The sequence below is a fragment of the Neobacillus ginsengisoli genome, from assembly GCF_030813055.1.
Map to the genome: position 1 here is coordinate 590,613 of NZ_JAUSTW010000001.1, position 14,520 is coordinate 605,132.

Annotated in this window: 16 protein-coding genes; all 16 read left to right on the plus strand. The window is 37.6% G+C overall.

Going from position 1 to position 14,520, the window contains the following annotated elements; all coding sequences use genetic code 11:
- The first annotated feature begins 183 nt into the window (after positions 1–183).
- The 16 genes from J2S10_RS03130 (at position 184) to aroA (ending at position 14,416) form a co-directional block, all read left to right on the plus strand.
- Positions 184–369 carry a DUF2768 domain-containing protein gene (locus J2S10_RS03130; RefSeq protein ID WP_307404266.1) on the plus strand — a complete coding sequence of 62 codons (186 nt, stop codon included), beginning with the start codon at positions 184–186 and terminating at the stop codon, positions 367–369.
- Positions 370–403: 34 nt separating this feature from the next.
- A complete protein-coding gene (locus tag J2S10_RS03135) occupies positions 404–1,120 on the plus strand; it encodes a hypothetical protein (protein WP_307404268.1) in 717 nt (238 codons plus the stop codon).
- 335 nt (positions 1,121–1,455) lie between these two features.
- Positions 1,456–2,934, plus strand: coding sequence for a stage IV sporulation protein A (gene spoIVA, locus J2S10_RS03140; RefSeq protein WP_307404270.1), 1,479 nt, complete (start codon positions 1,456–1,458; stop codon positions 2,932–2,934).
- A 370-nt stretch (positions 2,935–3,304) separates the two neighbouring features.
- A complete protein-coding gene (gene hbs, locus J2S10_RS03145) occupies positions 3,305–3,577 on the plus strand; it encodes a non-specific DNA-binding protein Hbs (RefSeq protein WP_066060959.1) in 273 nt (90 codons plus the stop codon).
- Between the two features lie 238 nt (positions 3,578–3,815).
- The gene (folE, locus tag J2S10_RS03150) at positions 3,816–4,382 is read left to right on the plus strand and encodes a GTP cyclohydrolase I FolE (protein WP_307404272.1); all 567 of its coding nucleotides are present in this window, start codon (positions 3,816–3,818) and stop codon (positions 4,380–4,382) included.
- A gap of 41 nt (positions 4,383–4,423) precedes the next feature.
- Positions 4,424–4,660 carry a trp RNA-binding attenuation protein MtrB gene (mtrB, locus tag J2S10_RS03155; RefSeq protein WP_307404274.1) on the plus strand — a complete coding sequence of 79 codons (237 nt, stop codon included), beginning with the start codon at positions 4,424–4,426 and terminating at the stop codon, positions 4,658–4,660.
- A 266-nt stretch (positions 4,661–4,926) separates the two neighbouring features.
- Positions 4,927–5,748 (plus strand): heptaprenyl diphosphate synthase component 1, encoded by an 822-nt coding sequence (locus J2S10_RS03160; RefSeq protein WP_307404275.1) that lies wholly within the window; start codon positions 4,927–4,929, stop codon positions 5,746–5,748.
- Between the two features lie 4 nt (positions 5,749–5,752).
- Entirely contained in the window at positions 5,753–6,457 is a 705-nt protein-coding gene (locus tag J2S10_RS03165) for a demethylmenaquinone methyltransferase (protein ID WP_307404277.1), read from the plus strand.
- A 41-nt stretch (positions 6,458–6,498) separates the two neighbouring features.
- Entirely contained in the window at positions 6,499–7,461 is a 963-nt protein-coding gene (hepT, locus tag J2S10_RS03170; protein WP_307404278.1) for a heptaprenyl diphosphate synthase component II, read from the plus strand.
- A gap of 106 nt (positions 7,462–7,567) precedes the next feature.
- A complete protein-coding gene (gene ndk, locus J2S10_RS03175; RefSeq protein WP_307404279.1) occupies positions 7,568–8,014 on the plus strand; it encodes a nucleoside-diphosphate kinase in 447 nt (148 codons plus the stop codon).
- A 164-nt stretch (positions 8,015–8,178) separates the two neighbouring features.
- Positions 8,179–9,351 carry a chorismate synthase gene (gene aroC, locus J2S10_RS03180; protein ID WP_307405132.1) on the plus strand — a complete coding sequence of 391 codons (1,173 nt, stop codon included), beginning with the start codon at positions 8,179–8,181 and terminating at the stop codon, positions 9,349–9,351.
- Positions 9,351–10,421 carry a 3-dehydroquinate synthase gene (gene aroB, locus J2S10_RS03185; RefSeq protein ID WP_307404281.1) on the plus strand — a complete coding sequence of 357 codons (1,071 nt, stop codon included), beginning with the start codon at positions 9,351–9,353 and terminating at the stop codon, positions 10,419–10,421. The genes aroC and aroB overlap by 1 nt, the downstream gene beginning before the upstream one ends.
- A 17-nt stretch (positions 10,422–10,438) precedes the next feature.
- On the plus strand, positions 10,439–10,813 hold the full coding sequence (gene aroH / locus J2S10_RS03190) for a chorismate mutase (protein WP_307404283.1): 375 nt from the start codon (positions 10,439–10,441) through the stop codon (positions 10,811–10,813).
- 55 nt (positions 10,814–10,868) lie between these two features.
- Positions 10,869–11,957: a histidinol-phosphate transaminase gene (gene hisC / locus J2S10_RS03195; protein WP_307404285.1), complete on the plus strand. Its 1,089-nt coding sequence runs from the start codon at positions 10,869–10,871 to the stop codon at positions 11,955–11,957.
- Positions 11,958–11,992: 35 nt separating this feature from the next.
- Positions 11,993–13,099, plus strand: coding sequence for a prephenate dehydrogenase (locus J2S10_RS03200; RefSeq protein ID WP_307404287.1), 1,107 nt, complete (start codon positions 11,993–11,995; stop codon positions 13,097–13,099).
- Between the two features lie 27 nt (positions 13,100–13,126).
- Complete coding sequence (gene aroA, locus J2S10_RS03205; protein ID WP_307404289.1) at positions 13,127–14,416, plus strand: 3-phosphoshikimate 1-carboxyvinyltransferase; 1,290 nt, start codon at positions 13,127–13,129, stop codon at positions 14,414–14,416.
- Positions 14,417–14,520 lie beyond the last annotated feature (104 nt).

The following is a 14,520-nucleotide window of genomic DNA, read 5'->3' on the forward strand; positions in this document are numbered from 1 at the left end:
ACGCTTTCCCGCCGGTTTGCATACAATGCAACGAAGCATGTTGGTAGTATGAAGCTGGAGAATGGGTTGTTTAGTCTCAATCGGCTGAAGTAAAGAAATCGCCCCTCTTTACTTCAGTCTTTTTGTATGTAATTTTTTTGCACTATGATATAATTACTTTCGGTAAAAAAGGAGGAATTATGTTTGTCACCAGCTATGCTAAAGATGTGGATATCAATTGCCGGAATGGGCATGATGTTTCTTGCAATTTTAACAATTTATTTTAGCCGTTTTAAAATGAATGGCATTCTCAAAGTTATAACTGCCATAATTGCCTATTTATTTATGATCATTTCCGGAATAACTTTATTTATTGTTCTATTTACTTAAATATTTGCAAATACATAAAATTAAAGGTGATTATATGAAGTGGAAGATGCTCGGTTGTTTTCTTGTTCTAACAGCTATTCTGTTATCGGGTTGCATGTATCCGAATGAAGAATTAGCAAAGAATCAAATACCTTATAAAGACCAAATCCAGTCAGTTCAAGCAGCGGTGGATTCCTTTAAGAAAGACAATGGTGGAATTCTGCCAATTAAGACAAAAGAAGCTGATACACCAATTTACCAAAAATATCCGATTGATTTTAAAAAAATTACTCCCAAGTACCTCGCTGAACCACCTGGAAATGCATTTGAAAATGGGGGGACTTTTCAATATGTTCTTGTCGATGTTGAATCCAACCCAACAGTTAAACTTTTTGATTTAACGATTGCTGACACCATTCGGGATATTAATTTAAGAATAAAAACGAAAGGGTATCCTCCGTATAAAAAGGAAATCGCTGATAATGTTTATACCCTAGATTATAAACAATTAGGTTATACACAGCCGCCTTATGCCGTTAGTCCATATACAAATCAAAATCTGCCTTTTGTAATTACCGGCAGCGCAGTGGTATATGTGGATTACCGCTCTGATTTATATCAGTCATTAAAGAAGTCAAATATTCAAGTGAAACCTGGAGAGGATATTCGTTCTATTCTAGTGAATGATTCTATGTTTGTTCCTGCGTATTCCTTACCTTACACTATTGATCCAAAAACAAAAGAGCCTGTTTTTTTAGAAAAAAAACAATAAGCTTATAAGATAGATATTGTTTTGTTCTAACCCTTTTCCTGCGAAATATAAATGTAGGAGAAGGGTTTTTTTGGCTTATAGGCAGGTAGCAACTATCCCTATAAGAACAACTAAGGATTTTTTCATCTCCGTCTGTTCCTTAACAGAAACCCTCATACGATCAAAATGTACAGACACGATAGATACTAGCATATTCAGTGAATTTTTAATAAGGGGGTAAAAAATTTAAAAAAAGTGTCATAACAATATAGGACAACGTCATAAACATATACTGTCCAAAAATACCTGGCTGGATGTTATTATCCCACTTTACTCAATGATCGGGAGGGGATCACTTGGAAAAGGTTGATATTTTTAAAGATATTGCCGAAAGAACTGGCGGTGATATTTATTTAGGAGTAGTAGGAGCAGTGAGAACTGGTAAATCAACTTTTATTAAAAAATTTATGGAGCTTGTTGTATTACCCAATATAAACAATGAGGCAGAAAGAAGCCGTGCTCAGGATGAGCTGCCTCAAAGTGCGGCAGGAAAAACGATTATGACAACTGAACCAAAATTTGTTCCCAACCAGGCTGCAACCGTCCATGTCGATGATGGTCTAAATGTGAATATTCGATTAGTCGATTGTGTAGGATACACAGTCCCCGGAGCGAAAGGCTATGAGGACGAAAATGGACCTAGAATGATTAACACTCCATGGTATGAGGAGCCGATTCCATTTCATGAAGCTGCCGAAATTGGAACACGAAAGGTTATTCAAGAGCATTCCACAATCGGTGTTGTCGTTACCACAGATGGTACAATTGGTGAAATTCCAAGAAGCAACTATATTGAGGCTGAAGAAAGAGTGATAGATGAGCTGAAAGAGGTTGGTAAACCATTCATAATGGTTGTTAACAGTGCCCAGCCTTATCATCCAAGCACGGAAACACTTCGGTCCAGCTTAGCAGAAAAATATGACATCCCGGTCATCGCCATGAGTGTAGAAAGCATGAGGGATAGCGATGTTCTTAATGTCCTCCGTGAGGCACTTTATGAATTTCCTGTTCTTGAAGTCAATGTCAATCTCCCTAGCTGGGTAATGGTGTTAAGAGAAAATCATTGGCTTCGCGAAAGCTATCAAGAAGCTGTTAAAGATACAGTTAAAGATATCAAGAGATTACGAGATGTTGACAGAGTAGTTCAACAATTTAGCGATTTTGAATTCATTGAACGAGCCGGTTTAGCTGGGATTGAAATGGGGCAGGGTGTAGCTGAAATTGATTTATTTGCTCCTGATGAATTATATGATGATATTTTAAAAGAAATTGTGGGTGTGGAAATCAGGGGGAAAGACCATCTCCTTGAGCTAATGCAGGATTTTGCCCATGCAAAAGCAGAGTATGACCATATTTCAGACGCTTTAAAAATGGTTAAACAAACCGGTTACGGTATAGCTTCCCCTTCACTCGCAGATATGAGTCTTGAAGAACCTGAAATTATCCGTCAGGGCGCTCGATTTGGTGTTAGATTAAGAGCTGTTGCACCATCGATTCATATGATTAAGGTTGATGTCGAATCCGAATTTGCACCAATTATCGGAACCGAAAAACAAAGCGAAGAGCTTGTCCGCTACTTAATGCAGGACTTCGAAGATGATCCGCTATCGATATGGAATTCTGATATATTCGGACGGTCTTTAAGTTCCATTGTTCGTGAAGGGATTCAAGCTAAGCTTTCCTTAATGCCGGAGAATGCCAGATATAAATTAAAAGAAACACTAGAGAGAATCATAAACGAAGGATCCGGCGGCTTAATTGCCATAATCCTTTAAAGTGTAAAGGCTCCCTTAAGGAGTCTTTTTTTGTTTTGTGATAAATTTCTACGAAAACGGGAAGAAAATAATAGAATTTTGTCGAATGAAAGAAAAGATTCCCATTATTTCATGAAATATTCTTGATAAGCTGATATGATTATGATAATCTTTTAACAGAATTACGTTATCGTGCTTAAAACCTTTATATTATAGGGTTTTCACAAAAAAATAGATTGATGTCCCTTAAGGTATCAATTAAGGTTGATTTGGGAAAAAAACCAATAAAACCGCACTTTGACGTATAGAAATTAGAAAAATTGTTTAGAAATGTAGATAAGTATTCTTATTTACGAATCTTGTGATTTTTTTTTGGGAGGAGGTGAATAGCATGAACAAGACAGAACTTATTAATGCAGTAGCTGAAGCTAGCGAGCTTTCAAAAAAGGACGCTACAAAAGCGGTTGATGCTGTTTTTGATGCGATTTTAGATGCTTTAAAAAATGGTGATAAAGTTCAATTAATCGGTTTTGGAAACTTTGAAGTACGCGAACGTGCAGCCCGTAAAGGCCGCAACCCTCAAACAGGTGAGGAAATCGAAATCGGTGCAAGCAAGGTTCCTGCTTTCAAACCGGGTAAAGCGCTTAAAGACGCAGTAAAATAATTACATAAATTTATTGCTTTAAGCGGACGCTTAGGCAAAAGGCCATGGAAAAAACCATGGCCTTTTTCTATTTTTTAAGATGAAGTAAATTGCAATCAAATACTCGATGTACCAACCCTAATTCAGATTTCTGGACACTATTTCCCATTTGGTATTTGATTTTTGCTTGTTACGAAATGGTTGTGCTAATATGTATTTGTCATATATACTTGACTGATACATATTAGGAGGAATCATCATGTCAGAAGTGAACCGTGCCCAAATCGAAGAGGCGGTACGTTTAATTTTAGAAGCAATTGGAGAAGACCCTAACCGTGAAGGTCTGTTGGATACACCTAAACGTGTGGCAAAAATGTACGAAGAAGTTTTTAGCGGTTTAAACGAGGATCCGAAACATCATTTTGAGACAATTTTTAGTGAAGATCATGAAGAATTGGTTTTAGTGAAGGATATTCCGTTTTATTCCATGTGTGAACATCATCTAGTGCCGTTTTTTGGGAAAGCGCATGTCGCCTATATACCGAAAAATGGACGAGTCACCGGGTTAAGTAAATTAGCCAGGGCTGTAGAGGCTGTAGCAAAAAGACCTCAGCTCCAAGAAAGAATTACATCCACGATTGCTGAAAGCATGATGGAAAAACTGGAACCGCATGGAGTAATGGTAGTTGTTGAAGCTGAACATATGTGTATGACGATGCGCGGTGTAAAAAAACCCGGCTCGAAAACGGTAACAACTGCTGTTCGCGGAACATTGGCCGATGATGTCACTGCCCGCTCTGAAATTCTTTCTTTAATAAAGAATTAGTTATAAGTCTTGTTGAATTTTTTAGATTTTGAGGTGATAGAATGGAAAAGCGGCAAACACAAAACAGTGATTATATAGTCATTAAAGCAAATGACGATGGTGTAAGTGTCATTGGGCTAACCAGGGGAACTGATACAAGATTTCACCATTCCGAAAAACTTGATAAAGGCGAAATCTTAATTGCCCAATTTACCGAACATACCTCCGCTATTAAAATCAGGGGAAATGCAAAAGTTCTAACCGGTCTGGGTGAAATTGAAAGTGAAATGAAAAAATAATGACGGCATCTTTAAGAATCACCAACTGAAGATATATACATTCTTATTTCCTAACAAAGGAAAAGTAATAATTTTGTGAAATTCTGCCCAAAAAAACGCTTTTATGATATAATTGTGACTGCATTGTGTGAAAAAATAGACAGGAATTATTTAAATTATCATTTTAATTTTAAACGATTTTTACACAAATGTTAGGAAATAAGAAATACATAAAGAAATATAAAAGATACTATATCATATAGGCATAAACTTAAGGGGAAGCAAGGGTGATTAGTTTGCAAGACATTCGGGATAAATTTACAGAAATTAAAGGGCAGGTCGAACGACGGGTATTTGATCCATACTTGCTCAAATATATTCAGACGCCGCTTATTGATGAAGATAAGATTCTTATCCTCATTTCGATAATGGATCGGCTCGAATTGTCTTACAGTGAGATGGAGAATTACACCTTATCAACAATGCTGATTCAAATTGCCCTTGATACCCACGAACATGTCACGAATTCAACTGATGATGAAAAAAAACGTCAATTAACTGTCTTGTCAGGAGATTATTTTAGTGGTTTATATTATAAACTGCTTGCTGATTCCGAAGATATCTTAATGATTAAGGCACTCTCTGAAGGCATAAAAGAAATAAATGAGCATAAAATACTTGTTTATCAACACGGATGTGACGGAACTGAAAAGCTGATGACAAGTATTAAAGTGATTGAAAGCTCATTATTGTTAAAACTGTCGGAGTATTTTAAAGTAGACCTATGGAATGATTTTATTGCTAATCTTTTATTTGTCAAACGATTGCTTAATGAAAAAAGTCAATTTATCCAAGCCGGAAGTTCAGTCTTATTCGAGGCGTTAAAAAAAATTATATTTTCTAAAAATGAATATAAATTAAATGACTTATCAAATGAACAGCAAAAACATTTACTAATGATTTGCGATCGCTATATTGAATTCTCAAAGCAAATCATAGAAAAAGGGATTAATCAGCTTCCCTATTTAAATGAACTTCTCGAAAAAAGAATTTCTTTGATTTTAACTCAACATCAGCCAATTGTGAAAACTTTTGTGGAAGAAGGGTAAAGATATGCAGCAATCGAAAGAACAGCGAGTTCATCATGTGTTTGAAAAAATATCCGATAACTACGATAAAATGAACTCTGTTATCAGTTTCCAACAACACATCAAATGGCGTCAGGACACGATGAAGAGAATGAATGTACAACCTGGTTCAAAAGCTCTTGATGTTTGTTGCGGAACAGCTGACTGGACGATTGCATTAGCTGAAGCCGTTGGTCCTACCGGTCAAGTTACGGGTTTGGACTTTAGCCAGAATATGCTCAATGTTGGTATTGAAAAGGTTAAGGGTCTTGGATTAAATCAGGTAAATTTAATCCATGGAAACGCTATGGAGCTTCCTTTTTCAGACAATAGTTTTGATTATGTAACAATTGGTTTTGGTTTAAGAAATGTACCTGACTACTTACAGGTATTAAAAGAAATGTATCGGGTAGTAAAGCCCGGTGGTATTGTAGTCTGTCTTGAAACTTCGCAGCCTACTTTAATTGGTTACAAACAGTTGTATTATTTTTATTTTCGCTTTATTATGCCAATGTTTGGTAAATTATTGGCTAAGAGCTTTAAAGAATATTCTTGGCTTCATGAATCAGCACGTGATTTCCCCGGAATGAAAGAATTAGCACGCATGTTTGAAAATGCAGGCTTTAAAGATGTTAAATATAAACCGTATAGCGGTGGTGCAGCTGCCGTTCATATTGGGACGAAGAAATAATTGAATTACTGTAGACAGGATGAAAAGCTGGGTGAATACAAATGAAATTAAAAATGATGTATTCATTTTTGAATTCGGATATAAACATAATAGAAAAAAAGCTGGAGGAGACCATTCAGGCAGAGTCTCTTCTTTTACAACAAGCTTCTTTACATACTTTGCAAGCAGGAGGAAAAAGAATTCGTCCTATTTTTGTATTGCTTGCAGGTAAATTTGGTCATTATGATATTGATGTAATTAAAAATGTTGCCGTTGCCTTGGAATTAATCCATATGGCATCACTGGTCCATGACGATGTAATCGACGATGCAGATCTGCGAAGAGGACAGCCTACGGTGAAAGCAAAATGGGATAATCGGATTGCTATGTATACAGGGGACTTTATTTTTGCACTTTCTCTTGAATTAATGACCAACATTCACAAACCTGCTGCACATAAAATTTTAGCCAAAACGATGGTAGAAGTAACTGTTGGGGAGATTCAGCAAATTAAAGATAAGTACCGATTTGATCAAAACTTCCGTGATTATCTTCGTAGAATTAAAAGAAAAACTGCCCTGTTAATAGCTGCAAGCTGTCAATTAGGTGCGATTGCCGCAGATGTTGAAGAATCTATTCATAAAAAACTTTTCCAATTTGGCTATTATGTTGGTATGTCGTTCCAAATTACGGATGATATTTTGGACTTTACTGCAACAGAGGAAGAGCTTGGAAAACCTGCCGGCAGTGACCTGCTGCAAGGAAATATTACTGCCCCTGCTCTTTTCGCAATGGAAAATGCGGAAATACGCCATGAAATCGAAAAAGTTAACGAATATATCGAGCATCAACAAATTGAAAAAATCATTTCACTCATAAAACAGTCAGGAGCAATTGAAAAGTCGATAGCATTGAGTGATCTTTATCTAAAAAAAGCGTTAGAAATACTTGAAGAACTTCCCGCAAATAAAGCTAAAAAAACGCTTCGCGATATTGCCAAGTTCATCGGACGAAGGAAATTTTAGCTTCCATTTCGCTTGAACAGCTTGCGAAATATTCAAAAAAATGATAACATTTTCATGGATTGTCGAAAGTGGCAATCATATACATAATGATTTAGGAGTGAAATTCATGGAAAAAACATATTTAATGGTGAAACCTGACGGAGTACAACGGAATCTAATTGGAGAAATCGTTGCACGATTTGAAAAAAAAGGCTTTCATTTAGTTGGGGCAAAATTGATGAGTATCCCAAAAGAACTTGCTGAAGAGCATTACGGTGAGCACAAAGAACGTCCTTTCTTTGGTGAGTTGGTTGATTTTATTACCTCCGGACCGGTTTTTGCGATGGTTTGGCAGGGCGAAAATGTCATTGCAACTGCAAGACAAATGATGGGTTCGACTAATCCTAAGGATGCAGCACCCGGAACCATTCGCGGTGATTTCGGAATAACAGTCGGTAAAAATGTTATTCACGGATCTGATTCACCTGCAAGTGCTGAGCGTGAAATCGGTTTATTCTTTAAACAAGATGAATTGGTTGAGTATTCAAAGCTTGTAAACGAATGGATTTATTAATTTAAATTACGGAAGCACTCGTATAGTTTTATACGGGTGTTTTTTGTATGCGCTAACAAAAATTTTCACTATTTTCCGAATAGTTATTACTAGGTTTATTAGGCTGTATATGTTATATTGAAAAGAAATCCTTTAATGAGTTGAAGGGGGAAAGAGCAATGGGGATGAGGTACTTAACAGCAGGAGAATCACATGGACCACAATTAACTACAATCTTGGAAGGTTTACCTGCGGGCATGCCATTATTATCTGAAGATATAAATGAGGAGCTTTCAAGGCGGCAAAAAGGACATGGCCGCGGTCGAAGGATGCAAATTGAAAAGGATACTGTTGAAATTGTTTCCGGAGTCCGGCATGGACAAACGCTGGGGTCTCCAATCGCCTTGGTGGTGAAAAACAATGACTGGAAGCATTGGACAACTATTATGGGAGCAGAAGCCTTAATAGAAGGACAGGAAGATGAGATTAAACGGAAGATAACACGTGCACGACCAGGTCATGCGGATTTAAATGGTGCCATTAAATATGGGCACCGTGATATGAGAAATGTTCTTGAGCGCTCTTCTGCACGTGAAACAACTGTAAGAGTAGCTGCCGGTGCAGTCGCTAAAAAGCTTTTATCATTAGTCGGTGTAAATCTTGTTTCGCATGTCGTTGAAATAGGCGGTATAAAGGCAAATGTCGATAGTACTTTATCGATAGAAACGTTGAAGGAACGAACCGAAGCATCGCCTGTTCGTGTAGCAGATCCAACTATTGAACAAGCAATGATGAATGCTATCGATGAAGCGAAGCAAAATGGTGACTCCATTGGAGGCGTTGTAGAAGTTATCGCTACTGGAATGCCTTCAGGGGTAGGAAGTTATGTTCATTATGATCGCAAATTGGACGCTAAATTAGCTGCAGCTATTGTTAGTATCAATGCCTTTAAGGGAGTAGAATTTGGAATTGGCTTTGAAGCAGCCAGAAAACCTGGGAGCGAAGTCCATGATGAAATCGCCTGGGAAAAAGAAAAAGGATACTACCGTAAAACAAATCGTCTTGGAGGTTTTGAGGGGGGAATGACAACTGGCATGCCGATTGTTGTACGCGGCGTAATGAAGCCAATTCCAACCTTGTATAAACCATTAATGAGCGTCGATATAGAAACAAAAGAACCATTTGCAGCAAGCATTGAGCGTTCCGATAGCTGTGCGGTCCCAGCGGCGGCGGTAGTGGCAGAAAATATTGTTGCATGGGAATTAGCGGTTGCTCTAGTTGAACAATTTTACAGTGATCGATTTGAAACCTTCCTAGAGGAAATTAATAGGCAACGGGAATTTGCGAGGGAATTTTAATGGAAACGATCCATATTCATACGGAGTCCAAAAATTATGATGTATTTTTGGGTGAAGGTGTACTAAGAACAATTCAATCATTTTTAGCTAATCATTTTCAGGACCTAACAAAAATATTAATTATAACAGATGAAACAGTTGCTAAAATTCATCTTGACACCTTATTATCCTGTTTACCTGATTATAAACCGCTTGTTTATACGGCTCCGGGGGGAGAAAAAGCAAAAACCTTTGAGGTTTATTATGATGCTTTATCAACTGCCCTGGAGAACCGTCTTGACCGGAAATCGGTTATTCTTTCGTTTGGCGGCGGTGCTGTGGGTGATTTAGCAGGATTTGTTGCTGCCACTTTCATGAGAGGTATTCCTTTTATCCAAATTCCAACGACGATTCTTTCCCATGATAGTGCTGTTGGAGGGAAGGTGGCCATAAATCACCCTTTAGGAAAAAATATGATTGGTGCATTCCATCAGCCGGAAGCAGTTTTTTACGATATAGATCTATTAAAAACTCTTCCAATACAAGAAATACGCTCAGGGTTTGCTGAGGTTATTAAGCATGGACTTATTTATGATCCTTACTTTTTTGGCTGGCTACAAAATAATGTGTTTGACCTAAATGCATTAACAATGGAGCAGCTAACTTATTCATTATCAAAAGGCATTAAGATTAAAAGAGAATTTGTTTCTAAGGATGAAAAAGAAACCGGTGTCCGGGCATATTTGAATTTCGGACACACACTCGGACATGCTGTTGAATCGGAAATGGGATATGGCAATTTTACTCATGGAGAATCGGTTCTAATCGGAATGATTTTTGCGTTAAATTTAAGTAAAGAACTGCAAGGACTACTCTTTAATGTAAATGAATTTAAAAATTGGGTGACTAAACTCGGCTATGAAACTAGAATTCCTCCCAATCTCTCGTTTGAATCGCTTATATGTAAAATGAGGCAGGATAAAAAGTCTGTCGGTGAAGCTATTCGTTTTGTCTTACTTGAACAATTGGGGCAACCAACGCTTCAAGAGGTTTCCGACGTAGTATTATTAGATCAACTAAAAAGTTTTTAATAACGGGGGTGTTTTTTATGATCAGAGGGGTAAGGGGAGCAACCACTGTCGGTGAGAATTCTGAGGAAGAAATTTTATCAGCCACTGAAGAACTTGTAGCGAAATTGATTGTAGAAAATCATATTTTGCCGGATTCAGTTGCATCTGTTTTTATTTCAACTACTGAAGATATTAGTGCCGCATTTCCTGCAAAGGTATTGCGTAAATTTGAAGGCTGGACATATGTTCCTGTCATGTGTATGCGGGAAATGCAGGTTCCTAATTCCTTAAATATGTGCATTAGAATTATGATGCATCTAAATACAGTACAATCTCAGAAAGAAATAATTCATGTGTATTTAAGAGGCGCAAAAGTGCTAAGACCTGATTTGGAAAACGAAAAGGTCATATAAGAAAACGGAAGAATTATTTAAAAAACAATAATTTTTTTGCAATGGGGTGTTAAACATGAGGTGGAAAGAACAGTTATTAACATTGACTCCATATCAACCAGGAAAATCTATTGAGTCAGTCAAAAAACAATATAATCTTGATAAAATTGTTAAACTTGCTTCAAATGAAAATCCCTTTGGATGTTCCGGTAAGGTACTTTCAGCCCTTCAACTTAATCTGGAAGGTATGCCCATTTATCCCGATGGGTACGCAACTAATTTAAGGGACTCTTTGGCGGCATTTTTGCAAGTGGAGCCTGAAGAGCTTATATTTGGGAATGGATCCGATAATCTCATTCAAATTATTTCCAGAGCACTTCTTCATCCGGATGCCGGAACGGTAATGGCGACCCCAACTTTTTCACAATACAAACATAATGCGGTAATCGAAGGGGCGATTATTAAAGAAATTCCCCTTAATAGCGGTAATCATGATTTAGATGGGATGCTCAAAGCTATTGATGAGAAGACAAATGTTATTTGGCTCTGTAGTCCGAATAATCCTACCGGTACATATATTCCTGAAGATGCATTACTTTCGTTTCTGGAAAAAGTCCCTCCGCATATTCTTGTTGTTCTTGATGAAGCTTACTTTGAATATGTGGTGGCAGAAGATTACTATAATTCGATTAGCTTGACCCGGAGATATCCAAATTTAATTGTATTGAGAACCTTTTCCAAAATATATGGTCTTGCAGCTTTAAGAATAGGGTATGGGGTCGCAAATCCTGAAATAATTAAAGCACTTGAACCTGCTAGAGAGCCATTTAATGTCAACTCTATTGGTCAGGCAGCGGCTATTACAGCAATCGAAGATTCAGAGTTCGTCGAAATTTGTAAAGAGAAAAATCGAAAAGGTCTTGAACTGTTTTATCAGTTTTGCAAGAAACACCAACTTGAGTTTTATCCTACACAAACGAATTTTATTTTAATTGATTTCAAAGTAGACGGAGATACGGTATTTCAATATTTACTTGAAAAAGGGTATATCGTACGCTCCGGAAAAGCCTTGGGTTTTCCTACTTCTGTTAGGATTACAGTGGGCTCAGAAGAACAAAATGAAGGTGTGCTTAAGGTATTGAGTGAATTTCTTCAAAATATCTAAATAGTTCAGCTCTTTGGAAAATAGGGGGAGTTTCATTGAAAGGCCGTGTTTTTGTCATTGGTTTAGGATTAATTGGCGGTTCTTTGGCTTTATGTATTAAAAAGGAGCATAATGAAGCAACCATCGTCGGATATGATATTAATAGTGAACAAGCCCGTCTGGCAAAAATGCTGGGGGTCATTGATATAATTTCTGAAACCATCCATGATGGTGCCATAAATGCCGATTTAATCATTATTGCAGCTCCTGTAAAAGAAACAGAGACAATCATTCAACTGCTTTCTGAGCTGCCATTAAATCCACAGGTTATAATCACAGATACAGGAAGCACCAAAAGTAAAATTGTAGCTAATTCAATCAGCCTAAAGCAGAAAGGGTTCACCTTTATCGGCGGCCATCCAATGGCGGGTTCGCATAAAAGCGGTGTTTCTGCTGCAAAAGAAATTTTATTTGAAAATGCTTTTTATCTTTTAACTCCTGAAGAATATGTCGAAAAATCAAGGGTGGATGACTTAATCCATTGGTTAAATGGGACAAAAGCAAAGTTTTTAACAATATCACCCAAAAACCATGATTATCTCACCGGTATTGTTAGTCATTTTCCTCATATTATTGCCGCATCAATTGTCCGGCAAACGGAAAAATTGGCACAAGAGCAAACGCTTATCCCACGGCTTGCAGCCGGCGGGTTTCGGGATATAACCAGGATTGCATCGAGCAGCCCTGAAATGTGGAAGGACATTTTGTTACACAATAAGGAAATCTTAATTGAGCTTCTGAATGAATGGCAGGAAGAAATGTTTTGGGTAAAAGATTTATTAGAAAAAGAAGACAGTAGTGCAATATTCGATTATTTTCAGCAAGCGAAGCAATTTCGTGATGGTTTGCCGGTAAGAGAAAAAGGGGCAATACCTGCATTTTATGATTTATATGTGGATGTACCTGACTATCCTGGAGTTATTTCTGAAATAACGGGTTATTTAGCAAAGGAAACCATTAGCATTACAAACATTCGGATTCTTGAAACAAGAGAAGACATTAATGGGGTTCTTGTTATTAGTTTTCAAACGGAAGAAGATCGGTTGAGAGCGGAACGATGTATTCGTTCTTATTCCAGCTATGTTACTTCTATCGGATCTTAAAAAGATACTTGATAAAAAGGTGATTTCATGAAGTCATTAAAACTACAGAAAAAAGTAAAAGGTCTATCAGGTGTAATTGAAATACCAGGGGATAAATCTATTTCCCATCGATCTGTCATGTTCGGTTCAATAGCATATGGGGAAACAAGGGTGACTAATTTCCTGCCGGGTGATGATTGTTTAAGTACAATTTCGTGTTTTCGGAAGCTAGGAGTAACAATAGATGAAAGTGAAAACGGGCTGCGCATTGTCGGGAAAGGCTTCGAAGGATTAAAAGAACCGCATGAAGTATTGGATGTCGGTAACTCCGGAACAACGATTCGATTATTATTGGGAATTTTGGCCGGAAGACCTTTCTTCTCCTCCCTGATAGGTGATAGTTCAATTGGAAAAAGGCCGATGACCAGGGTTACGGTACCATTATCAGAAATGGGAGCACAGATTGATGGACGTGAGAACGGTGCCTATACTCCGATTGCCATTCGAGGTGGAGGTTTAACACCTCTACATTATCAACTTCCGGTAGCGAGCGCACAGGTTAAATCAGCCATTCTTTTAGCCGGGCTTCAAGCTGATGGTGAAACAACCGTTGTTGAACCGGCAGAAACAAGAGACCATACCGAAAGAATGATTCGTAAATTTGGCGGGTTAATTCAAAAAGATCAACTGATTATAAAGGTAAAAGGCGGCCAAAAGCTAAAAGCGGCAAGCATTCATGTTCCTGGTGATATTTCATCAGCTGCCTTTTTCCTTGTTGCAGGTGCCATTGTCCCAGATAGTGAAATCATTCTCAAAAATGTTGGATTAAATCCAACCAGAACCGGAATTATTGATGTGATGAAAAGTATGGGTGCTGCTATGGAAATTATTCAGCATGATGATTGTTCATTTGAACCCACCGGTGACATAGTTATTAATACTTCCAGTCTTCAAGGGACAGTTATTGAAGGGGATTTAATCCCAAAATTAATAGATGAAATACCTATTATTGCTCTACTGGCTACCCAAGCTGAAGGGAAAACAGTCATAAAAGATGCAGAAGAATTAAAGGTAAAAGAAACAAATCGTATAGATACCGTCGTGAATGAATTAAAAACATTGGGAGCTAATATCGAAGCTACCGATGATGGAATGATTATCTACGGAAAGTCTAATCTTCGCGGAGGCACCGTTTCTAGCCATGGAGACCATCGGATTGGGATGATGTTGGCAATCGCTTCCCTATTATGTGATGGTGAAGTTCTTCTCGAAAATCCCGAGGCCATTTCGGTTTCGTATCCGAACTTCTTCTCGCATTTAAATAACCTGATTCAGTAGAAGCTGCATTTAATGCAGCTTTTTCTTTTTTGTCCAACGAGAATGTCATAGTTTTAAGATTCCTTACATAGCTTGTCATTAAGATAGAGAAAAAGGTGGTGTGT

Coding starts and splice junctions, on each gene's coding strand:
- hisC (WP_307404285.1), top strand. CDS start 10,869: ATGAGGTGGAAAGAACAGTTATTAACATTGACTCCATATCAACCAGGA.
- aroC (WP_307405132.1), top strand. CDS start 8,179: ATGAGGTACTTAACAGCAGGAGAATCACATGGACCACAATTAACTACA.
- J2S10_RS03135 (WP_307404268.1), top strand. CDS start 404: ATGAAGTGGAAGATGCTCGGTTGTTTTCTTGTTCTAACAGCTATTCTG.
- aroB (WP_307404281.1), top strand. CDS start 9,351: ATGGAAACGATCCATATTCATACGGAGTCCAAAAATTATGATGTATTT.
- mtrB (WP_307404274.1), top strand. CDS start 4,424: ATGGAAAAGCGGCAAACACAAAACAGTGATTATATAGTCATTAAAGCA.
- aroH (WP_307404283.1), top strand. CDS start 10,439: ATGATCAGAGGGGTAAGGGGAGCAACCACTGTCGGTGAGAATTCTGAG.
- ndk (WP_307404279.1), top strand. CDS start 7,568: ATGGAAAAAACATATTTAATGGTGAAACCTGACGGAGTACAACGGAAT.
- folE (WP_307404272.1), top strand. CDS start 3,816: ATGTCAGAAGTGAACCGTGCCCAAATCGAAGAGGCGGTACGTTTAATT.
- hepT (WP_307404278.1), top strand. CDS start 6,499: ATGAAATTAAAAATGATGTATTCATTTTTGAATTCGGATATAAACATA.
- J2S10_RS03165 (WP_307404277.1), top strand. CDS start 5,753: ATGCAGCAATCGAAAGAACAGCGAGTTCATCATGTGTTTGAAAAAATA.
- hbs (WP_066060959.1), top strand. CDS start 3,305: ATGAACAAGACAGAACTTATTAATGCAGTAGCTGAAGCTAGCGAGCTT.
- aroA (WP_307404289.1), top strand. CDS start 13,127: ATGAAGTCATTAAAACTACAGAAAAAAGTAAAAGGTCTATCAGGTGTA.